19 protein-coding genes and 1 pseudogene are annotated in these 17947 nt (G+C 63.7%); 13 read left to right on the top strand and 7 right to left on the bottom strand.

Annotated features, from left to right (window positions below; all coding sequences use genetic code 11):
* Positions 1-42: 42 nt before the first annotated feature.
* The 5 genes from ACLI1C_RS09005 to ACLI1C_RS08985 form a co-directional block, all read right to left on the bottom strand.
* Entirely contained in the window at positions 43-660 is a 618-nt protein-coding gene (locus tag ACLI1C_RS09005) for an amidohydrolase family protein (RefSeq protein ID WP_411398280.1), read from the bottom strand.
* A gap of 54 nt (positions 661-714) precedes the next feature.
* Positions 715-1566 carry an amidohydrolase family protein gene (locus ACLI1C_RS09000; RefSeq protein WP_411396526.1) on the bottom strand — a complete coding sequence of 284 codons (852 nt, stop codon included), beginning with the start codon at positions 1564-1566 and terminating at the stop codon, positions 715-717.
* A gap of 105 nt (positions 1567-1671) precedes the next feature.
* Positions 1672-2037, bottom strand: coding sequence for a hypothetical protein (locus ACLI1C_RS08995; RefSeq protein ID WP_411396525.1), 366 nt, complete (start codon positions 2035-2037; stop codon positions 1672-1674).
* Complete coding sequence (locus ACLI1C_RS08990; RefSeq protein ID WP_411396524.1) at positions 2034-2906, bottom strand: extradiol ring-cleavage dioxygenase; 873 nt, start codon at positions 2904-2906, stop codon at positions 2034-2036. The genes ACLI1C_RS08995 and ACLI1C_RS08990 overlap by 4 nt, the downstream gene beginning before the upstream one ends.
* A gap of 89 nt (positions 2907-2995) precedes the next feature.
* Positions 2996-3829 carry an IclR family transcriptional regulator C-terminal domain-containing protein gene (locus ACLI1C_RS08985; protein WP_411396523.1) on the bottom strand — a complete coding sequence of 278 codons (834 nt, stop codon included), beginning with the start codon at positions 3827-3829 and terminating at the stop codon, positions 2996-2998.
* Between the two features lie 100 nt (positions 3830-3929).
* On the opposite strand from ACLI1C_RS08985, the gene ACLI1C_RS08980 reads away from it, so the two are divergent.
* The 11 genes from ACLI1C_RS08980 to ACLI1C_RS08930 all read left to right on the top strand — a co-directional run bounded on the left by ACLI1C_RS08980 (position 3930) and on the right by ACLI1C_RS08930 (position 13909).
* A complete protein-coding gene (locus tag ACLI1C_RS08980) occupies positions 3930-4739 on the top strand; it encodes a citryl-CoA lyase (protein ID WP_411396522.1) in 810 nt (269 codons plus the stop codon).
* Between the two features lie 20 nt (positions 4740-4759).
* Positions 4760-5929, top strand: coding sequence for a CaiB/BaiF CoA transferase family protein (locus ACLI1C_RS08975; protein ID WP_411396521.1), 1170 nt, complete (start codon positions 4760-4762; stop codon positions 5927-5929).
* Positions 5926-6330, top strand: a complete 405-nt coding sequence (locus tag ACLI1C_RS08970; RefSeq protein WP_411396520.1) for a YciI family protein — start codon at positions 5926-5928, stop codon at positions 6328-6330. Before ACLI1C_RS08975 ends, ACLI1C_RS08970 begins: the two co-directional genes overlap by 4 nt.
* A 22-nt stretch (positions 6331-6352) precedes the next feature.
* On the top strand, positions 6353-7432 hold the full coding sequence (locus ACLI1C_RS08965) for a C4-dicarboxylate TRAP transporter substrate-binding protein (protein ID WP_411396519.1): 1080 nt from the start codon (positions 6353-6355) through the stop codon (positions 7430-7432).
* A 13-nt stretch (positions 7433-7445) separates the two neighbouring features.
* On the top strand, positions 7446-8009 hold the full coding sequence (locus ACLI1C_RS08960; RefSeq protein ID WP_411396518.1) for a TRAP transporter small permease subunit: 564 nt from the start codon (positions 7446-7448) through the stop codon (positions 8007-8009).
* Positions 8006-9319 (top strand): TRAP transporter large permease, encoded by a 1314-nt coding sequence (locus ACLI1C_RS08955; RefSeq protein ID WP_411396517.1) that lies wholly within the window; start codon positions 8006-8008, stop codon positions 9317-9319. Before ACLI1C_RS08960 ends, ACLI1C_RS08955 begins: the two co-directional genes overlap by 4 nt.
* Complete coding sequence (locus tag ACLI1C_RS08950; RefSeq protein ID WP_411396516.1) at positions 9301-9882, top strand: NADPH-dependent FMN reductase; 582 nt, start codon at positions 9301-9303, stop codon at positions 9880-9882. The genes ACLI1C_RS08955 and ACLI1C_RS08950 overlap by 19 nt, the downstream gene beginning before the upstream one ends.
* Positions 9883-10014: 132 nt before the next feature.
* A complete protein-coding gene (locus ACLI1C_RS08945) occupies positions 10015-10812 on the top strand; it encodes an ATP-binding cassette domain-containing protein (protein ID WP_411396515.1) in 798 nt (265 codons plus the stop codon).
* Positions 10796-11803 (top strand): ABC transporter permease, encoded by a 1008-nt coding sequence (locus ACLI1C_RS08940; protein ID WP_411396514.1) that lies wholly within the window; start codon positions 10796-10798, stop codon positions 11801-11803. Before ACLI1C_RS08945 ends, ACLI1C_RS08940 begins: the two co-directional genes overlap by 17 nt.
* A gap of 78 nt (positions 11804-11881) precedes the next feature.
* Positions 11882-12796, top strand: coding sequence for a sugar ABC transporter substrate-binding protein (locus tag ACLI1C_RS08935; protein ID WP_411396513.1), 915 nt, complete (start codon positions 11882-11884; stop codon positions 12794-12796).
* 81 nt (positions 12797-12877) lie between these two features.
* The gene (locus tag ACLI1C_RS08930; RefSeq protein ID WP_411396512.1) at positions 12878-13909 is read left to right on the top strand and encodes a hydroxyacid dehydrogenase; all 1032 of its coding nucleotides are present in this window, start codon (positions 12878-12880) and stop codon (positions 13907-13909) included.
* Positions 13910-13929: 20 nt separating this feature from the next.
* Here the strand turns inward: ACLI1C_RS08930 and ACLI1C_RS08925 are convergent.
* Positions 13930-14940 (bottom strand): annotated as a pseudogene (locus tag ACLI1C_RS08925) (sensor histidine kinase).
* A gap of 291 nt (positions 14941-15231) precedes the next feature.
* Here ACLI1C_RS08925 and ACLI1C_RS08920 point away from each other — a divergent pair.
* Complete coding sequence (locus tag ACLI1C_RS08920; protein ID WP_411396511.1) at positions 15232-15525, top strand: hypothetical protein; 294 nt, start codon at positions 15232-15234, stop codon at positions 15523-15525.
* Here the strand turns inward: ACLI1C_RS08920 and ACLI1C_RS08915 are convergent.
* Positions 15507-16400: an AraC family transcriptional regulator gene (locus tag ACLI1C_RS08915; protein WP_411396510.1), complete on the bottom strand. Its 894-nt coding sequence runs from the start codon at positions 16398-16400 to the stop codon at positions 15507-15509. The genes ACLI1C_RS08920 and ACLI1C_RS08915 overlap by 19 nt on opposite strands.
* Positions 16401-16584: 184 nt before the next feature.
* Here ACLI1C_RS08915 and ACLI1C_RS08910 point away from each other — a divergent pair, with 184 nt between their 5' ends.
* Complete coding sequence (locus tag ACLI1C_RS08910) at positions 16585-17820, top strand: amino acid ABC transporter substrate-binding protein (protein WP_411396509.1); 1236 nt, start codon at positions 16585-16587, stop codon at positions 17818-17820.
* Positions 17821-17947: the final 127 nt, after the last annotated feature.

The raw sequence follows: 17947 nt of genomic DNA, 5'->3' as shown, positions 1-17947 counted from the left end.
CTGCCTGCCGCCCTGGGGCGGCAGGCTGCGCAAGTTGCGGACCTATCCAGGCTCGCCAAAGAGGTCGACCTCGATCCCGGCCTGCTCGAAGATATAGTCGCGACTGGCCGCCAGTTCGGAGGTCAAACGTTCGATATCAAAGCCGACGAGCTGGCCGCGCCATTTCTTGACCTGGCCGTTGACGAGCACTGTATCGACATTGCTGCGTTCCATCAGCGTGACCACGGCGCCGGCAACATTGTTGAGCGGCGCAACATTGATCGCCTGGGCATCCAGCAGCACGATATCGGCGGCTTTACCCGGCGTAAGGCTGCCGGTGACCTTGCCCAGCTTGAGGCCCTCGGCACCGGCAATGGTGGCGTGGCGAATGGCGTCCATGGGCTGCATCAGATCGGGAAAATCCGCTACGCCTTCCAGCGCGGCGGCGTTGGCGAACATGCGCTGCAGGGTAATCAGGCCGCGCATCTGAGTGAACATGTCGGCGGACATGGTGCATTCGACATCAGAGGAAAGCGACAGGCCCATGCCCTTGTCGATGGCCTTCTGGATGGGTGGCGTGCCGTGCCGCATATGCATTTCGATCGGCACCGCAAGTGAGACATGGGCGCCGGCATCGGCCGCATAGTTCCAGCCCTGTTCGGACATGCCGGTCATATGGATGAAGATATTGTCGTCGGCGAAGCGACCGGCGGCCCCAAGCTCGTCAAAGGTCGGCTACATGCCGAAGGTGCCGACGACGTGCAAGGCGATGGGCAGGCCGAGTTCCCGGCCGATCTCCCAGGCCTTCTCATAGCCCGGCAGATAGATTTCCCCACCCATCACCATGGTGGTCAGCTGATCGTCGGAGGCAAAGTACTGCTCCCTGATGCGGCGTGCATCATCGGGGTAGCGCGCGCCCTCCCCCCAGCCCTCGAAATAGCCGAATACTCCGCGGCGACCGGCGTCGCGCAGGCCTTCGATGGCCGCGTCGGAGTGTTCCGGGCTGTGGTGGATCTGGCTGACATCCATCACGGTGGTGACGCCGGCGTCCAGCTGGGCAATGCCGCCGAACAGCTCGTTGATGTAGACATCGCGCGGGCGATAGACCATCGAGAATTTCTGCAGAACTGTGTCGTAATAGTTGGTGGCGTTTACCGCGCGCCCGTCATTGATCAGGATGCCGTGTGCCAGCTGGCTGCGCAGCGCCGTTTCGAACTGGTGATGATGAGTGTCGATGAAGCCGGGCATGACGATCTTGCCGGTAGCGTCGATCACCGCGGCGTCGGGTGCATCGATACTGGCTGCAACCTCAAGGATGCGACCATTCTCGATCAGCACATCGCCAACGGGGAAATTGCCGACGGCGTCATCCACCGACAGCACGATGCCACCCTTGATGAGCGTTCTGCGCCCTGGGGCGCCCACCCCTTCTGGCAGCGTCGAAAGGGCCGTCTGCTGTGCCGCAGCACCACCGGTCAGCAGCACGTTGGCCAGCAATGCGGCACCGCCCGCCGCGGTCGTCGTCAGGATATCCCGACGGGTCGGGCATGGCAGATCAGGCTGGGTTGAGTCACAAAGTCTGCACATGGTTTCCTCCCTGTGTGCGCAGCACCTCAGACGCCCGAAAGCTCCTACCCCCGGACGTTCGTCTTCGTTCGAGCGCGCGCTGTGTTCAGCGTCACGCCCCCACCATCAGCTTTCGACGCTGGGATAGTCCTTGCCGGTCCAGTGGCCGACCTTTTTGGCAAACTCGCGCTGGAAGGCGAGCGGGCCGTTTTCCTTCATGTAGGGCTCGTCATAGATGCCGATGAACAGCGTCAGGTTGAGGAAGAAATGCGCACCCATCTCGAACAGGGCGACGAAATCGTGCTCGACGAGAGCGCGGCGCTCAGCCTCGGTCAGGCTGTGCACGGTGGAAAGCTCCACCTCGTTGAGCCGCGGCCCGATCGACTGCTCCCAGGTGGCCACGAAATTCTTGGGATCCTCGGCATAGCGCTTGAGGTAATCGGGATTGCGATCAACCTGATAGAGGAATTTGTTGACGTAATATCGGCTCATGCTGCCTGCTCCTCTGCACCGTGCCGCGGATACCAGGTGACATAGGCTTCCATGGTGTGGAACAGGTCGAGGAAGTCGACATAGTCGGCCGGCTGCGGTCCGGCGACGCCCATCATCAGAATGAAATTGAGGAAGCCATGCGTGGCATTGCCGCTCCTGGCCATGGTCTCATGCGTGACGCTGTCGAGGATGGCGTCGATGTCGCCGGTTCGGAACCATTCCAGCGCCTGGCGATCGAACACCGGGTCGGGGCCGGTTTCCATGAACTGCCGTGGCCCGCCCAGTTCGAGCGACAGATGGCCGGTGCCGATCGCGGCCACTCGCTTGCCGGACGGAAAGGCGTCGATGGCTTTGCGGATCGCCCGGCCCAGGTCGTAGAAGCGGCGCGGTGACGGCAAGGGTGGCGCAAAGATATTGGTGTAGATCGGCACCACGGGCAGATCATTGTCCGGGCGAACGGTGATGATCGGGCAGATGATGGAATGGTCGATCTTGAGTTCGTTGGAGAACGCCAGGTCGAACCCCTGATCCATCAGGTCGCGATGCATGAAGCGCGACATTTCCACATCGCCCTCCAGCACATATTTGGGAATGCCGAATTCGCGCTCTTCATTCCAGAAGGTCGCGTCGTAGCGCTCGGCCTTGCCGATCAGGAATTGCGGGCAGTTATCGAGGAATATCTGATGGAAATGGTCCGAGCCGATCATCACCAGGATGTCCGGCTTGGCCTTGGTCAGGGTCTCGCGATAGGCCTCGACCTTGCGCTTCCATTCCGGCGCCTGCGGCATCTGCTGCTCGGGCGGGGCCGTGGTGGCGCGCAGGTAGAATGGGTGGTGCGTTGATGCCAGGGTGGCGACGAGTTCAGCCAATATGCGTCCTCCTCAGATTTGTGTCACCGCCCTGCCGGGCCAGAGCGCCATCGGCAGAGTCGCAGTGACCACCGTGTTCAAAGCGGACCCTAGGGGCCCATGATCGATTGCAGGATGGGGTAGCGAATGATCGCCTGCCCGATGCGCGCGGCGGCGGCCTGCAGCGTCGGCAGGCGCTCTGCGATGAGCTGCTCCGGCGTGACCATGCCGGAATAGCCCGAGGTATTGAGCGCGGCCACGGTCCGTCCGTCCGGACCCTTGATGGCCACGCCGAGTGCGGTAATGCCGTAATCGAGCTGGTCGACCGTGGTCGAATACCCGTCGGCGCGCACCGCCAGGATGAGTTTGCGCAGTTCCTTGACGTCGGTGACGGTCTTGGAGGTCAGTGCCTCGGGTTGCACCCGCGCCAGATAGGCGTCCAGTGCATTGTCGGGAAGGCCTGCCAGCAGGACGCGGCCCAGCGACGTCGCATAGGCCGGATAGTGCGCGCCGATGGTCGCGGTTGCGCGACGGGCCCGCTGCACCGAGCTGTGCGCGATATAGATGACGTCTTCGCCATTGAGCGTGCCGATCGACGAGGCATCGCCGAACTGCTCGACCAGCTCACGCAGGTCGGGCTGCAACACTTCACCGATCCCTGCCGAGAAAAACAGTGCCGAGCCCAGGGTCAGGACCTTTGGGCGCAGGTGAAAGCGGCGGCCAGTCTGCCCGACATAGCCCAGCGCCTGCAGGGTGATCAGGCTGCGCCGGGCGGCGGCCGGGCTCAGCCCGACCCGGCGGGCGATGTCGCTCAGCGTCATCTCGGGATGCGCCGCGTCGAAACTTTCCAGGATGCCAATGCCCTTGGCCAGTGCCTCGACGAATTCGGGCGGCCTTGCTGCGGACTGGTCATGCTGGAGCGCGGGGGCCGGGGCCGAAGCCATTCTCACCTCGAACAGGATCATAACTTGACGTCAGCCTAAGTCAGGTCTAGGTTTTCGGCAAGAGCAATTATTTTCGGTATGCGAAAACTTTGGAGCGACGATGCGGATCGGCAAGCAGGACAATGCCCACACGGCCATCGCCACCTCGGACGCTGATTCCATCACCATCCGTGGCGAGGACCTGTGCGCCGACCTGATCGGCAAGATCAATTTCACCGACTATTTCTGGCTGCTGGTGCTGGGCGAGCGCTGCACCCCCACGCAGCGCCAGATCCTCGATGCATGCCTTGTCGCCATTGCCGAACATGGCCTCGTCCCCTCGGTACAGGCGGCCCGCATGACGCTGGCCGCCGGCCCCGAGGCCTGGCAGGGCGCCATGGCAGCCGGCCTGCTGGGCATGGGGAGCGTTGTCGCCGGCAGTTCGGAGACTGCCGGCCTCTATCTCGATGAGGTGCTGCAGCAGGCGGCGCGCGATGGCACGGACGTCGAAACGGCGGCCAAGGCCAGCCTTGCCGCGCTGAAAGCCGCGCGCAAGAAGGTGCCCGGCCTGGGTCATCCCCAGCACAGCGAGGGCGATCCGCGCGCAAACCGGTTGCTGGCGATTGCCGATGAACTGGGCGTGTCCGGCCGCTATGTCAGCGCCCTGCGGATCCTCGCCGAGCATGCTCCGGGCATCATCGAGCGTCCGCTGCCGATCAACGTGTCCGGTGCCATTCCTGCGGTCATGCTCGACGCCGGCTGGCCGCTGGGCGCGCTCAAGGCCGTGCCCCTGCTGGCTCGCACCGCCGGCCTTTCCGCGCATCTGTTCGAGGAATCCATGCGCTCGATCGGCTTCATCATGAGCAACCAGGCCGACCTTGCCATTGCCTATGACGGCAAGCTGTCCGGCAAAGAAAGCAAGACCCGCTAAGCGGGCCAGGGAGAATTGCGGTGAAGATACTCAAAAGTGTGCGCGTCATCGAACTGGGCACCTATATCACCGGCCCCGCCGCCGGCATGCACCTGGCCGATCTGGGCGCCGATGTCATTAAGGTGGAGCGGCCAGGCACGGGCGACCCGTTCCGCGCCTTCAAAGGCGGGCTTTATTCGCCGCATTACCAGACCTACAACCGCAACAAGCGTTCGATCGCCCTCGATACCAGGCAGGACGACGACCTGGCAGTATTTCACGAGCTGATCCGCACCGCCGATGTCTTCATCCAGAACTTCCGGCCCGGCGTGGCCGAAAAGCTGGGCGCCGGCGAGGACGCGCTGCGCCAGATCAATCCGTCACTGGTCTATTGCGCCATTTCCGGCCTCGGCAATACCGGGCCGGCCAGCCACAGGCCGGTCTATGACACCGTCGCCCAGGCCGCCAGCGGCTACCTGCGCCTGCTGACGCCGCCGGAGCAGCCGCGCGTCATCGGCCCGGCCATCGCCGATTCCATCACCGGGCAATATGCCGCCATGGCCATTCTGGCGGCGCTGCTCGAGCGCGGCAAGGACAGCCCCGGCCGCCGCATCGACATCTCGATGCTCGAGGCCATGACGCATTTCAACCTCGACAGCTTCACACATTACTACTCTGCCGGCGAAATCATGGGGCCGCTGTCCCGGCCGGTCGTGTCCCAATCCTATACCTTTGAGTGTGCCGACGGGACCTGGATCGCCTTCCACCTGTCCTCGCCGACCAAGTTCTGGGACGCGCTGCTGGCCGCGACGGGCCAGCAGCAGCTCAATGACGACCCGCGCTTTGCCGAGCGGCTGGCCCGCATCCAGCACCAGGACGAGCTGATCGCTGTCTTTGCGCCGGTCTTCAAGCAAAAGAGCCGCGCCGAATGGTGCCAGTTGCTCGATGCGCACGAAGTGCCGTTCTCGCCGGCCTATGACGCCAACGAGGCGCTCGAGGATCCACAGGCGCAGCATCTGCAGATCAAGGTCTCCGCCGAGCACCCAACGATGGGAACGTTTACCACCGTGCGCGCGCCCTACAATTTCGACGGACAGCCCGAACTCGACGTCGTGCCTCCGCCGGTGCTGGACGAGCATGGCGCCGAAATCCGCGCCGAGCTGGCGATGGGAAAGTCGGGCCAGACTGCCCGCCACGGGAGGAATTCATGACTGACGAGCAGGTGCTCAAAGCCGTGCCGGCGGGAGATGTCCGCGAAGCATCGAGCGGCATGCTGCAAAAGCAGCTGTTTGCGATCTTCACCACCCCGACCAACGGGCTTGGCCCGGTGTTCGCCCAGATGGAAGACCATCTGAAGTTCCAGATGAGCCTCGAAAAGCAGGGGATCATGTTTGCCGCCGGCCCGCTCTGGACCGACGACGAACGCTTCTGGGAGGGCGAGGGCATGGTCATCATCCGCGCGGCATCTGCGCAGGCAGCCATGGCCATTGCCGAGCAGGACCCCATGCACAGATCCGGCGCCCGCACATTCCGGGTCCGGCCCTGGATGGTCAATGAGGGCTCGATCACGGTGCGCGTCGACTTCTCGTCGCAGACTTTCGAAATCAACTAATCGCTTCAAAGGGAGGAATACAATGAAAGCGTTTCTAGCCGTCCTGACCACTGCAGCCCTGGTGCTGCCGGCCGGTGTTTCCGCACAGGAACAGATCGACCTGACCGTGGCCTCGAGCCATCCCACCGTGGTGCCATGGGTGGGCATGATCCAGACCCATTTCATGGCGCGGACCGATGAGCTGCTGGCCGAAACCGGCACCTATCAGATCAACTGGAACGAGGCCTTCGGCGGCCAGCTCTACAAGGCCAACGCAACGCTGTCCTCGGTCGAGGATGGCATCACCGATATCGGCTGGGTGTTCTCCTTCCTTGAGCCGGCACAGCTGCCGCTCAGCCAGGTGTCGACCAATACGCCCTTCGCCGTGACCGATGTACCGGCGCTGCTCGAAGTCATCGACGAGCTGCTGGTCAGCAACGAGGCGTTCAAGGCGGAGTGGGAAGACCACAACGTCAAGGTGCTGGGCCTGACCGCCACCGATCTCTACGACATCTACACCAAGGAGCCACTCGAGGGGATCGCGGACATTGCCGGCATGAAACTGTCGGCGCCTGGCGTGCTCGGCAGCTGGCTGCGCGGCACCGGTGCCAATGCGGTCGATGGCGCGCTGACCACGTTCTATACCGACGTACAGACCGGCGTTTCCGATGGTGCACTGAGCCTGGCGCTCGGCGTGCTGCCGATCAAGCTCTATGAAGTGGCCCCCTATATCAACCGCTTTGACGCTGCCGCCGCCTTCTCGGGCGCCATCGCGATCAACATGGACACCTGGGATACGCTGCCCGAAGAAGTACAGGCGGCCATGATCGAGGCCGGCAAGTACTACACGGAAAGCCATGGCCAGCAGATGGTAGAGTTGCACGAGGTTGCGCTCAACACGATGGTCGAACAGGGGGCCAACCAGAACCCAAAGGTGACCATCGTCAACATGCCGGCGGAAGAGCGCCAGAAGTGGGTCGACATGCTGCCCAACCTGGCAGCCGAGTGGGCCACGCCCCTCGAGGCCCAGGGTGTTCCTGCCGTCGAGTTCGTGAAGCAGTACATGGCGGCCCTCCGCGCCAAGGGTGTAGAGCCCTCGCGCGCATGGGACGAAGAACTCTAGGACCACCCGAACCATGTCAGACAAGCCCGCAATCGGTGTCCCCCCAGGGGGACACCACCATCCCGTCTATCGGGCATGGACCATGGTGGTGGATGGGCTTGCCGCCCTCGCCACTGCCTTCATCGCCGTACTGATGGCCGTGATCTGTGCCGATATCGTCGTGCGCAACGGTTTTGGCGGCTCGCTGCCGCTGGTCTCGGAACTGGGGGCGATGATGGTGGTGCTGATCGTCGCGCTGCAACTGCCCAGCGCTATCCGCGCGGGGCGTCTTGCCCAGGTTGAAATGGTGATCGGGGCACTGGAAATCAGCCGGCCGCGCCTGGCCGGACTGCTCAACGCCTTGTTCTGCCTGGCCGGCAGCATCATCCTGGGCATTGTCGCCTGGGCATCGTTCGGCATTCTGGGTGGCGACTGGGCTTCGGGCGACTTCATCGGCATTCCCGGCCTCGGCACGTTGCCCACCTGGCCGTTCCGCACGCTGATCACGCTCGGCATGAGCGTTGCCGCCGCCGAGTTTCTATTCAAGGCGCTGCGCCATCTCCATGCATCCTTCTTTTCCGGGAAAGGGCCGTCATGAGCCCCATCGACATTGGCTGGATCTCCATCGGCGCACTGATCGTGCTGATCGTGGTCGGCATGCCCATCGGCGTCAGCATGCTGGTGACGTCCTTTGTCAGCGTGATGTTCATCCGCAGCGACATGGTTGCCATCCGCATGCTCGGCCAGGTCGCCAATGACTCGCTGGAGGAGTATCTCTACGCCGTCGTGCCACTCTTCGTGCTGATGGGCCTGCTGGTCACCGTGTCGGGGGTAGGCCGAGACACCTTTGATGTCTTCCAGCGCCTGCTGCATCGCTTCACCGCCGGCCTTGGCCAGGCAACGGTGTTTGCCAATGCCGTTTTTGCCGCCATCACCGGCATTTCCATCGCCTCGGCCACGGTCTTCTCGCGCGTCGCGGTGCCGGAGATGATCCGCCACGGCTATACGCGCAAATTCGCCACCGGGGTGGTGGCCGGCTCCTCCGTGCTGGGCATGCTGATCCCGCCCTCGCTGCTGTTCATCGTCTATGCCGTGCAGGCCGAAGAATCGGTGGGACGCATGTTTCTCGCCGGCATCGGCCCGGGCTTCCTGCTGGCGATCATGTTCTGCGCGACCATCTACGCCCTGGCCAAGACCCAGCCCAAATTCGTGTTCGACACCGAGCAGACCGTCGTCGAACAGGAGTTCGTCAGTGCCTGGACCGTCCTGCGCATGGCCACGCCTATCGTTGCGCTGATCGCCCTGGTGCTTGGCGGACTCTATGGTGGGTTCTTCAACCCGACCGAAGCGGGTGCTGCCGGCGCCGCCGGCGCGCTCGTCATCGCCCTGCTCCGCCGCTCACTCAATCGCCGCGCCTTCTGGAGGCTGCTGGTCGAGACCGGCCAGATCACCGTTTCGGTGCTGTTCCTGATCCTGGCGGCGAGCTTCTTTTCCCGCATGCTGGCGCTTTCCGGCATGCCGAACTCGCTGGCCGTCTTCCTGCTCGACGGTCCGATCGGGCCCTGGGGATTCCTCTTGGCCTATATCGCCCTGGTGATCATCCTGGGATTTCTGATCGACTCGATCTCGATCATGCTGATCATGCTGCCCATCGCCCTGCCCGTCGCTTCGGCTGCCGGATTCGATCTCATCTGGTTCGGCGTCATCACCGTCATTGCCATTGAAATCGGCCTGCTGACGCCCCCGTTCGGGCTGTCTGTCTACACCATCAAGGCCGCCCTGGATGATCCCCACCTCAAGGTGGGGGAGATCTTCCGCGGCGCCTTTCCCTTCGTCATCGCCATGCTCATCACCATCGCCATCATCGTGGCCTTCCCGTTGATCGCCACATGGCTGCCACGACTATGAACGCCCAGAAAGAGTCCATGCCCAAGATCCTGTTCATGGTGGGGAGCCTGCGCGCGGCTTCCGCCTCCAAAGCCATGGCCCTCTCCATGGCCGAGCTGCTGGCAGATGAGGCCGAGATTGCCTTTGCCGATATCGGCACCCTGCCCCACTACAATGCCGACACGCTGGACAATCCCCAGGTTGCCGCCCTCAACGAGGCCATACGGTCCGCCGATGGCCTGGTGTTCGTGACGCCGGAATACAACTACTCAATCCCCGGCCTGCTCAAGAACGCCATCGATTGGGCGTCGCGCCCCGCCTACAATTCCGTTTTCGTCAACAAGCCCTGCTTTGTCATCTCGGTGTCGGGCGGCGCGCTGGGCGGCGTCAGGGCACAGAGCCATCTCAAGTATATCCTGAACGGCATGCTCGCCGTGGTGTTTCCCTCGCTCGAAGTGGTCGTGCCGCACGCCAATGACAAGATTGCCGATGGGCGCATTGCCGATCAGGCCATCCTGAGTTTTGGACGCGCACGACTGGTCGCGTTTATCGACTTCGTTCGCGGGCAAGCGAAGGCCGCTTGACGGCCGGCGCCGTCAACGAGGACGTCAACCAAAGCCCTTGACGCTTGCCCCAAAACGGAATGAAAGTTCTGAAGTAGCAAGCAGTGCTCAATTCGTTCCAGCAAGAGAACGGAGCGCTCAAGGGAGGGGTTCATGGAGCCAGTGCGGGATTCGTCGCGCGGAGCGCTGTTGGAGGCGCGTGGCATCTCCAAATATTTCGGTGCGATCACCGCGCTGCACAATGTCAATTTCCATGTCGCGCCAGGAGAAGTGCTGGGCGTGGTGGGCGACAATGGCGCCGGCAAGTCGACCCTGATGAAAATCCTCTCGGGTCTGTTCGCGCCCAGCGAGGGCCAGCTGCTGTTCAATGGGGAACCGGTGCGGTTTTCCAGCCCGAAGGAAGCGCAACGGCGCGGCATCGAGATGGTCTACCAGGACTTCGCGCTGGCCGGTAACCTTCCCATCTACGAGAATATCTACCTCGGCCGCGAGCCCGGCCGAAAGCTGGGGCCTCTGACCCTGGTTGATCATGCCAAGGCCAGGCGGATGGCCGGCGAGCATCTCGACCGGCTGCATATCCACGTCAAGTCGGTGGACCAGAACGCGGAGGACCTGTCCGGCGGTCAGCGCCAGGCCGTGGCCATTGCGCGGGCGACTGCCTTCGACGCCAAGCTGGTCATCATGGACGAACCGACCGCCGCCCTGGCCATCAAGGAAGTGGGCAAGGTGCTCGACCTGATAAAGTCACTCAAGCAGCATGGCGTGGCGGTGATCATCATCTCGCATCGCATGGACGACATTTTCTACTGCTGCGACCGGGTGATGGCGCTCTACCAGGGATCCAACTTCGCCGAAGCCCCGCTCGATGCCACGCACCGAAACGAGGTCATCGGCTGGATCATGGGCACAAAGGGACACGAGGAGGCTCTGGCGCATGACCAACTCCACTGACCAAAGCGAGGCAAGCGGGTTCAACATGGCCAAGTTCCTCGAAACCTATGGCATCCTCATCGTCGTCCTGGTGATGATGCTGGTCCTGGCGGCGATCCGGCCAGATGTGTTCCTGAGCGCGCAGAACCTCACCAATATCCTCAAGCAGAATGCCAGCCTGGCGCTGCTTGCCCTGGGCATGCTCGTCGTGATCATCACGGCAGGCATTGATCTCTCGGTGGGATCCACCATGGCGCTATCCATGGTCACCATCGCCATTGCCAGCCGCGCCGGCGTGCCGTGGCCGCTGGTGCTGCTGATCGGGCCGGCGGTGGGACTGGCCGTGGGCTGGGTCAACGGGGTCGGGCTCACCTGGCTGCGCCTGCCCCACCCCTTCATCATGACCCTGGGCACGCTCAATATCGCGCGGGGCCTGACCTTCCTCGTCACCGATGGCGCGCCGGTTTCCGGCCTCCAGCCGGAGGTGCGCTACCTCGGCCAGGCCTACTACGACTTTGGCATCTTCGCGCCGCCGGCGGGCCTGCCGGCCAGCCTGATCGTGGTTGCCGCCTGCGCAATCGCGCTCTGGTTCTTCCTGACCCGCACCTCGATGGGCAGGCACATCTATGCCATTGGCGGCAATCCGCATGCTGCGCGGGTGTCGGGCATCAACGTCGATGGGGTGCTGGTCGTCGTCTACATGATCTGCGGGTTCTTCGCGGGCCTTGCGGGCCTCTTGCTGGCGGGGCGCACCGATAGCGGGTTTCCCAATGCGGGCATCGGGATCGAGCTGGATGCCATTGCCGCCGTCATTATCGGTGGGGCCTCGTTTTTTGGCGGGCGCGGCACCGTGCTGGGCGTGCTGGCGGGCGTGCTCATCATGGGCATCCTGCGAAACGGGCTCAACATCAACAATGTGAGTGCCTTCTGGCAGCAGATCCTGATCGGGCTGGTGATCATCATCGCAGTCTATATCGACGTGCTGCGGCGGCGGGCGTCGCTTCGCCACTAGAGCGAGACAATGAAACACGCTGCCGGGGAAAGTCTCCCGACCGGCAGCCAGGGAGAGGGAGACGCAAGGGAGAGTAAAATGAACAAGTGGCTTTATGCCAGTGTGGCACTCTTTGCCATGGCCGGCGCAACGACGTTGAGCGCTCAGGCGCAGACCTATGTGCTGGGCATGAAAGGCCCGGGCGCGGGCAATCCGTTCTGGGCAGCCGTCGAAGCCGGCGCCAAGGCCAAGGGCGAGGAACTCGGTGTCGAGGTCGTGGTGGTCGCACCCCCGGCAGAATCGGACGTGCAGGCCCAGATCAGCCAGATGGAAGATCTGATCGCCCAGGGCGTGGCCGGCATCGCGCTGGCACCGACTGATCCCAATGCCCTCGCACCCGTGGTGGAAGCAGCCAAGGCCGCGGGCATTCCCGTGGTGTTTGTCGACACGCGCGGCATCAATGAGGGCGTGAGCTTCATCGGCACCGACAATGAAGCGGGGGCGGCTCTGGCTGCCAAGTATATCTGCGACAATGTCGAAGCCGGCTCGGAAGTCGCTATCCTGCAGGGGCTGATCAGCCAGTCGACGGGCCAGGCGCGTGCCGATGGCGCCAAGGCAGGCCTGGAAGCCTGTGGTCTCAAGGTCGTGGCCGAGCAGACCGCGGAGTGGGATCGCGCCAAGGGCCTTGCCGTGACCGAGACCATCCTTGCGGGCAATCCCAATATCAAGGCGATCTTTGGCTCGAACGACAACATGGCGCTGGGCGCCGTGGAGGCTCTGAAGGCGGCGGCCATGCTGGACCAGGTGACGGTCGTCGGCTTTGACGCCAATCCTGATGCTGCGGCGTCGATCCTGGCGGGCGAGATGACCGCCACCATCGCACAGGCCCCGGCCAATATGGGCGGCTATGGCATCCAGGCTCTCGTGGACCTCGCGGCCGGCAAGACGCTGGATGCGTGGATCGATACCGGCACGGTGCTGGTGACGAGCGAAAACGCCACCGAATACCAGTAAGCCCCATTATGTCGTTGAACCGGGAAAGCGCCCTGACGGGCGCTTTCCTGTTGGTGCGGATACGGAAGTGAGGAGCCTGTGTTGAATAGCCCGTCCAGACCGCTGGTGATCAGCGTACCAGAACCGCGCACGCTGGACCTCATCTTCACCCAAGCCCAGAAGCAGGTCCTGTTCGACCGCTACGAAGTGGTCGAGACCGATCCGGGCAGCGTGGCCGGCCTGCCGGAGGACGTCCTGGCGCGGGCACGATATATCGTGGGCCAGCCGCCCATTTCCGAGGAGACGCTGGACAAGCTGGTGCAGTTGCGCTGCGTGCTGAACGTCGAGAGCAACCTCATCAACAACATGCCCTATGAGAGGCTGTTCCAGCGCGGCATCCATGTGGTGACGACGGGGGCTGTGTTTGCCGAACCGGTGGCTGAGCTGGGACTGGGCCTGGCGCTGGATTTGTGCCGCGGCATCACGGAGGGCGATATCGCCTTCCGGAACGGCACCGAGCAGTGGGGCGGCGACGGCAATGCCTCGGCACGCCTGCTGTCGGGGGCCGATATCGGGATCATCGGCTTTGGCGACCTGGGCCGGGCACTCAATCGCCTCTTGTCCGGCTTCCGCGCCAGGATCAAGGTCTACGATCCCTGGCTACCGCCCTCCATTCTGCTCGAGAACAATGTCACGCCCGCGGGGCTCGAAGACGTCCTGTCCGAGTCCGACGTGGTTTTCGTCGTGGCTTCGGTGACTTCGGAGAACAAGGGTTTTCTGGGTGAGTCGAGCTTTGCCAGCATGCGCAGGGGCGCGGCCTTTATCCTGCTCAGCCGAGCCGATGTCGTGGATTTTCCGGCACTGATGAACGCGGTTGCGAGCGGCCATATCGTGGCGGCGAGCGACGTCTATCCCGAAGAGCCCCTGGCAGGTGATCACCCGGTTCGCCAGCTCAAGGGGTTCCTGCGCTCGGCCCATCGCGCCGGCGCGCTCGATGTCGCCTTCAAGCGCATGGGGGACATGGTGCTCGAGGACATGAGCCTGATGGATCGTGGCCTGCCCCCGATGCGCTGCAAACGCGCCGAACGCGAGACGGTATCGCGCATGCGATCCCGCCCTGTCGACAAAAACTGAGTTCTTACTTGCGGGCCAGGTCAGGCGGCGAGACGATCCGGATCGACCTTCAGGGTGACGATGAGGCCATCCTCCATCCAGTCATAGTGAATGGATCCGCGCAGCGAGCTGGCAATGCTGCGCTCGACGAGCTTGGTGCCGTAGCCGGCGGGCGCGGTGGACGGCACGACGGGCGGGCCGCCTCGCTCGGTCCAGACGACAGTGACCGCTTCGTCGCGGGCGGAACAGGAGACATCGACCAGGCCGGTCGAGGATGAGAGCGCCCCATATTTGAGGGAGTTCGTGGCCAGCTCGTGGACGATTAGCGCCAGCGTGGTGGTTGCATTTTCGCCAACCACCATGCGTGGAACCGAGACGCGGATGCGCCCGCTGAACGCGCCCATGTCGTCGTAGGGCGCAAGCAGGACGGAGAGCAGATCGCCCAAGAGTGCGGCAGCTGCCGATGTCTGTCCGGGCAAGGGCCGGACCAGGTCATGGGCGCGGCCCAGTGCGGTCAGCCTCAGCGTGAGTTCCCGGGCCATGTCGTTGACCGTGGAGGTGGAACGGGAGGTGATGGCGGTCAGACCCGCAGCGATCGCGAGCAGGTTCTTGACGCGGTGGCTCATCTCGCCAGCAAGCAGTTCGCGGCCTTCCTCGGCCTGCTAGCGTCCGGTCACATCGAGGAAGACGCCGAACATGACGCGCTCGACGATCCCCTCGTCGTCCCCCTTGCCGCGGGCAGAGACCCACCGGAGTTCGTCACCCACCATGATGCGGAAGTCGATTTCATAGGGACCGAGAATCGCCCGCGTCGCCGTGAAAGCCGCCCTGACCCTATCGCGGTCGGCGGGATGGATATGGTCCGACAGGTCTTCGAAGTTGACGCTGCTCCCCTGATCCAGCCCCCACAGGTCGTGGGCCTGCTTGTCCATGGTCAATGCGTCGGTATCGACGTTCCATGACCAGAGGGCGACCCCAGCCGCCTCAACGGCGCGGACAAGATTCTTGGCCTCCCAGAGGGATGGCTGCGATGTCTCAACAGGTGCTGGCATAAGGTCTCCGATATGCATTCCGGCCGGAAAGCCGGGCAAACATATTGGTTGCCCAGGTTCGAGGTTTTGGCTCAAGGCGTCCATCGAGCTGGAACGCTTATGAACTGTCGGCACAAATAGACAATCCCGAATCAAGCAATCTTGCCGTCTTGTCGTCAATGACAAGCAGTGCTGTCCGGTCCGTCGTGATAGATTGTCCCCTCAGAACGGGACAACGCGTGAATGCGCCGAACGATCCTTCGCAAATAGCCATTGCTGGCACGCGTGCAACAATGGCGCTCTGGAGTGACGATGAGTTATCCGCCGCAGACTGAATATACGGTCGAATCCTACAATACCGATCCTGAAGGTCGGCCCCAGCAATCCGAAGTCTGCAAGGTTCTGGCGAGTTCGCCCCAGGCGGCTGCGCTCAAGGTGCTGCAGGAGGATTTGCATACGATCGGGGACACGACGCGGCTGAGAGCGCGTGTCACCCACACCAGCAAAGCCGGGGTTGAAGAGACGGTGACGCTTTACAGCAACGCTAGAGCGTGCGCTGGCGTGCCGAGCAACGCGAAGGGTCGTGTTCACGGCCAGGCCGCATAGGAGCCGTCGCGCCCTGCCCGCAGCCGCTGCATCTGCTGGCGGTAGCGTCCGGGGGAGATGCCCTTGAGCCGGGAGAAGAAGCGGTTGAAGTAGCCGGCGTCGCGGAAACCCAGGGCATCGGCAATCTCGCTGACCTGCAGTGCGGAGCGCTCCAGCAGGCTCTCGGCATCCTCCAGCAACCGGCGATGCACTAGTTCCAGCGGGGACTGACCGGTGGCGCGGCGGATCGCCGAGGTCAGCCGGTCGGTGGAAATACCCATGGCCCGGGCATAGTCTGACACGCGCCACTGCGCGCGGGCATTGAGTTCCACCAGTTGTATGAAGCCCTGCACCAGCACGCGCGGCGAGGCCTGCTGCTGCGTCGCTACCCCGCCCAGCCGCCAGAAGGCGATCAGCACGAGGCAAAGCCGGCTCATGACTGCTTCGCGCATGCCGGGCAAATCCTCGAGTGTTTCGCGGCGCATGTCTTCAAGATCATGGATCGCGGCCCGCGCCGTCGCAGCATCGATGCGGATGCCGAGCAGCGGCCGGTCGATGGCCTGCCGCAGCGGCCCGGCAATCGAACTGGCCGGAACGACGCGCCCCAGCGCAGCATCGGACACCGTCATCGCCAGTCCCCGCGCGCCCGCATCGAGCCGCACACTGCCCAGGATGCCACTGGGCAGCCAGATGACGCAGGGTGCCTCGACAGTGCCGATCGTGGTGCCGATCCGTACCTCGCCGCGCCCAGAAGCCAGCACGAATCCATGCGCGCCAAGCCTGGCTTTTGCCGCGGAGAAGTCCCACTCGACCGGGGACTGGGATCCGGCGATGTCGGCCACCTCAACGTCCTGCGCGAGACCGGGGCCCGGCAATGGCGTGGTCTGCTGGTCCATACTGCGCTTAGACCTCCAAATTTGCCCGTAAAGTACATTTATCTCTCTGTAATGTCTATTTTCGTCGATCACGGGGGGCTCTACCGTTCAGGCAAGCACGGAGCCGGACGCTAAAACGACCCGAGAAGGTCGCGCCGGAACCGCATACGGGAGCGCCCGCATGTGACGGGCAGGAGGAGGAAACATGACCACTATCAGCCGCAGAACCGTCTTGCAGGGCATGGGCGTCAGCGCCCTGGCCACGGCCCTGTCGGGGCTACCGGTCCTCGCACAGGACCGCACGGCCATCCGTATCGGCTACGCCATTTCCAAGACCGGCCGCAATGCAGCGGGTGCCGGGATCTCGACGACGCCCAACTACCTGCTGTGGGTCGATGACGTGAACAAGGCGGGCGGCATCACGCTCTCCAAGCTCGGCGTCACCCTGCCGCTCGAAGTGACCGAGTATGACGACCGCTCGACGGCCGAGGAGACTGTGCGCGCTGTCGAGCGCCTCGCCACGCAGGACAATGTCGACCTGATCCTGCCGACCTGGGGGACCGGCGCCAACCTGGCTTCCGGACCTACCTTCGACCGCTTCGGCTATCCCCAGCTGGCCGGCACCGCCGTCACCGACATGGCACCTGACCTCGCCAAGCGCTGGAAGCACAGCTTCTGGATGCTGGGTGGCGGACACGACTATGCCGAGGCTCTGGTGGCGCTGCTGGTCAAGCAGCGCGACGCCGGCACGATCAACAACAAGGTTGCCATCGCCTCGGTCGCCGACGGCTTCGGCATCGACCTCTCCAAGGCCGCAACGCCCGCCTTCACCGAGGCCGGGTTCGAGCTGGTCTATGACAAGACCTATCCGCTTGGCACGTCGGACTTCGCCCCGATCATCAACGAGGTTGCGGGGCTGGGTGTCGATACCTTCGTCGCCTTCTCCTATCCGCCCGACACGTTTGCGCTGACCCAGCAGTCGGTGGTCGCCAATTTCAGCCCCAAGGTTTTCTACCTTGGTGTCGGCACCGCCTTCCCGATCTATCCGGGGATTGCCGGGCCGAACCACAACGGCGTCATGGGCGTCGGCGGCATAGACCCCGACAGCGAGGCCCTTGCCGCATACTTCGAACGGCACACCGCGCTCAACGGCCAGGCGCCCGACAGCTGGGCCAGCGCCATCACCTATGCGAGCCTCGAAATCCTGCAGCAGGCGATCGAGCGGGTGGGTGACATAGACCGTGAGGCCATCTCCGCCGAAATCTCCAGCGGCGAATTCGATACCATCATCGGCAAGGTGAAGCTGGTCGACAACCAGTTGCGCTCGCTCTGGACGGTGGGCCAGTGGCAGGACGGCAAGTTCGTCGGCCTGGCGCACACCGAACGCGTCGGCAGTCGCGAGCCGGTGGTGCCAAAGCCGGCCTGGGTTCCGGCGGCTTAGAAGCACCCCCACCCACCCTCCCCCTGAAGGGGGAGGAGCCGGCCGGTGCATAGGCGAAATGCCGCCCCATACACGATCTGCCCCTCCCCCTGACAGGGGGAGGGTGGGTGGGGGTCTCTTTCCCCAT

It is taken from the genome of Devosia sp. XGJD_8 (assembly GCF_046614475.1).
GTDB lineage: Bacteria > Pseudomonadota > Alphaproteobacteria > Rhizobiales > Devosiaceae > Devosia.
Note: the sequence above shows the minus strand (reverse complement) of the source record. Positions and strands in the feature narration are given on the sequence as shown.

Bases quoted from the DNA above. Each gene is read 5' to 3' on its own strand.
- ACLI1C_RS09000 (WP_411396526.1), bottom strand. From the start codon at position 1,566: ATGTGCAGACTTTGTGACTCAACCCAGCCTGATCTGCCATGCCCGACC.
- ACLI1C_RS08995 (WP_411396525.1), bottom strand. From the start codon at position 2,037: ATGAGCCGATATTACGTCAACAAATTCCTCTATCAGGTTGATCGCAAT.
- ACLI1C_RS08985 (WP_411396523.1), bottom strand. From the start codon at position 3,829: ATGGCTTCGGCCCCGGCCCCCGCGCTCCAGCATGACCAGTCCGCAGCA.
- ACLI1C_RS08980 (WP_411396522.1), top strand. From the start codon at position 3,930: ATGCGGATCGGCAAGCAGGACAATGCCCACACGGCCATCGCCACCTCG.
- ACLI1C_RS08970 (WP_411396520.1), top strand. From the start codon at position 5,926: ATGACTGACGAGCAGGTGCTCAAAGCCGTGCCGGCGGGAGATGTCCGC.
- ACLI1C_RS08965 (WP_411396519.1), top strand. From the start codon at position 6,353: ATGAAAGCGTTTCTAGCCGTCCTGACCACTGCAGCCCTGGTGCTGCCG.
- ACLI1C_RS08960 (WP_411396518.1), top strand. From the start codon at position 7,446: ATGTCAGACAAGCCCGCAATCGGTGTCCCCCCAGGGGGACACCACCAT.
- ACLI1C_RS08955 (WP_411396517.1), top strand. From the start codon at position 8,006: ATGAGCCCCATCGACATTGGCTGGATCTCCATCGGCGCACTGATCGTG.
- ACLI1C_RS08950 (WP_411396516.1), top strand. From the start codon at position 9,301: ATGGCTGCCACGACTATGAACGCCCAGAAAGAGTCCATGCCCAAGATC.
- ACLI1C_RS08945 (WP_411396515.1), top strand. From the start codon at position 10,015: ATGGAGCCAGTGCGGGATTCGTCGCGCGGAGCGCTGTTGGAGGCGCGT.
- ACLI1C_RS08940 (WP_411396514.1), top strand. From the start codon at position 10,796: ATGACCAACTCCACTGACCAAAGCGAGGCAAGCGGGTTCAACATGGCC.
- ACLI1C_RS08935 (WP_411396513.1), top strand. From the start codon at position 11,882: ATGAACAAGTGGCTTTATGCCAGTGTGGCACTCTTTGCCATGGCCGGC.
- ACLI1C_RS08920 (WP_411396511.1), top strand. From the start codon at position 15,232: ATGAGTTATCCGCCGCAGACTGAATATACGGTCGAATCCTACAATACC.
- ACLI1C_RS08915 (WP_411396510.1), bottom strand. From the start codon at position 16,400: ATGGACCAGCAGACCACGCCATTGCCGGGCCCCGGTCTCGCGCAGGAC.
- ACLI1C_RS08910 (WP_411396509.1), top strand. From the start codon at position 16,585: ATGACCACTATCAGCCGCAGAACCGTCTTGCAGGGCATGGGCGTCAGC.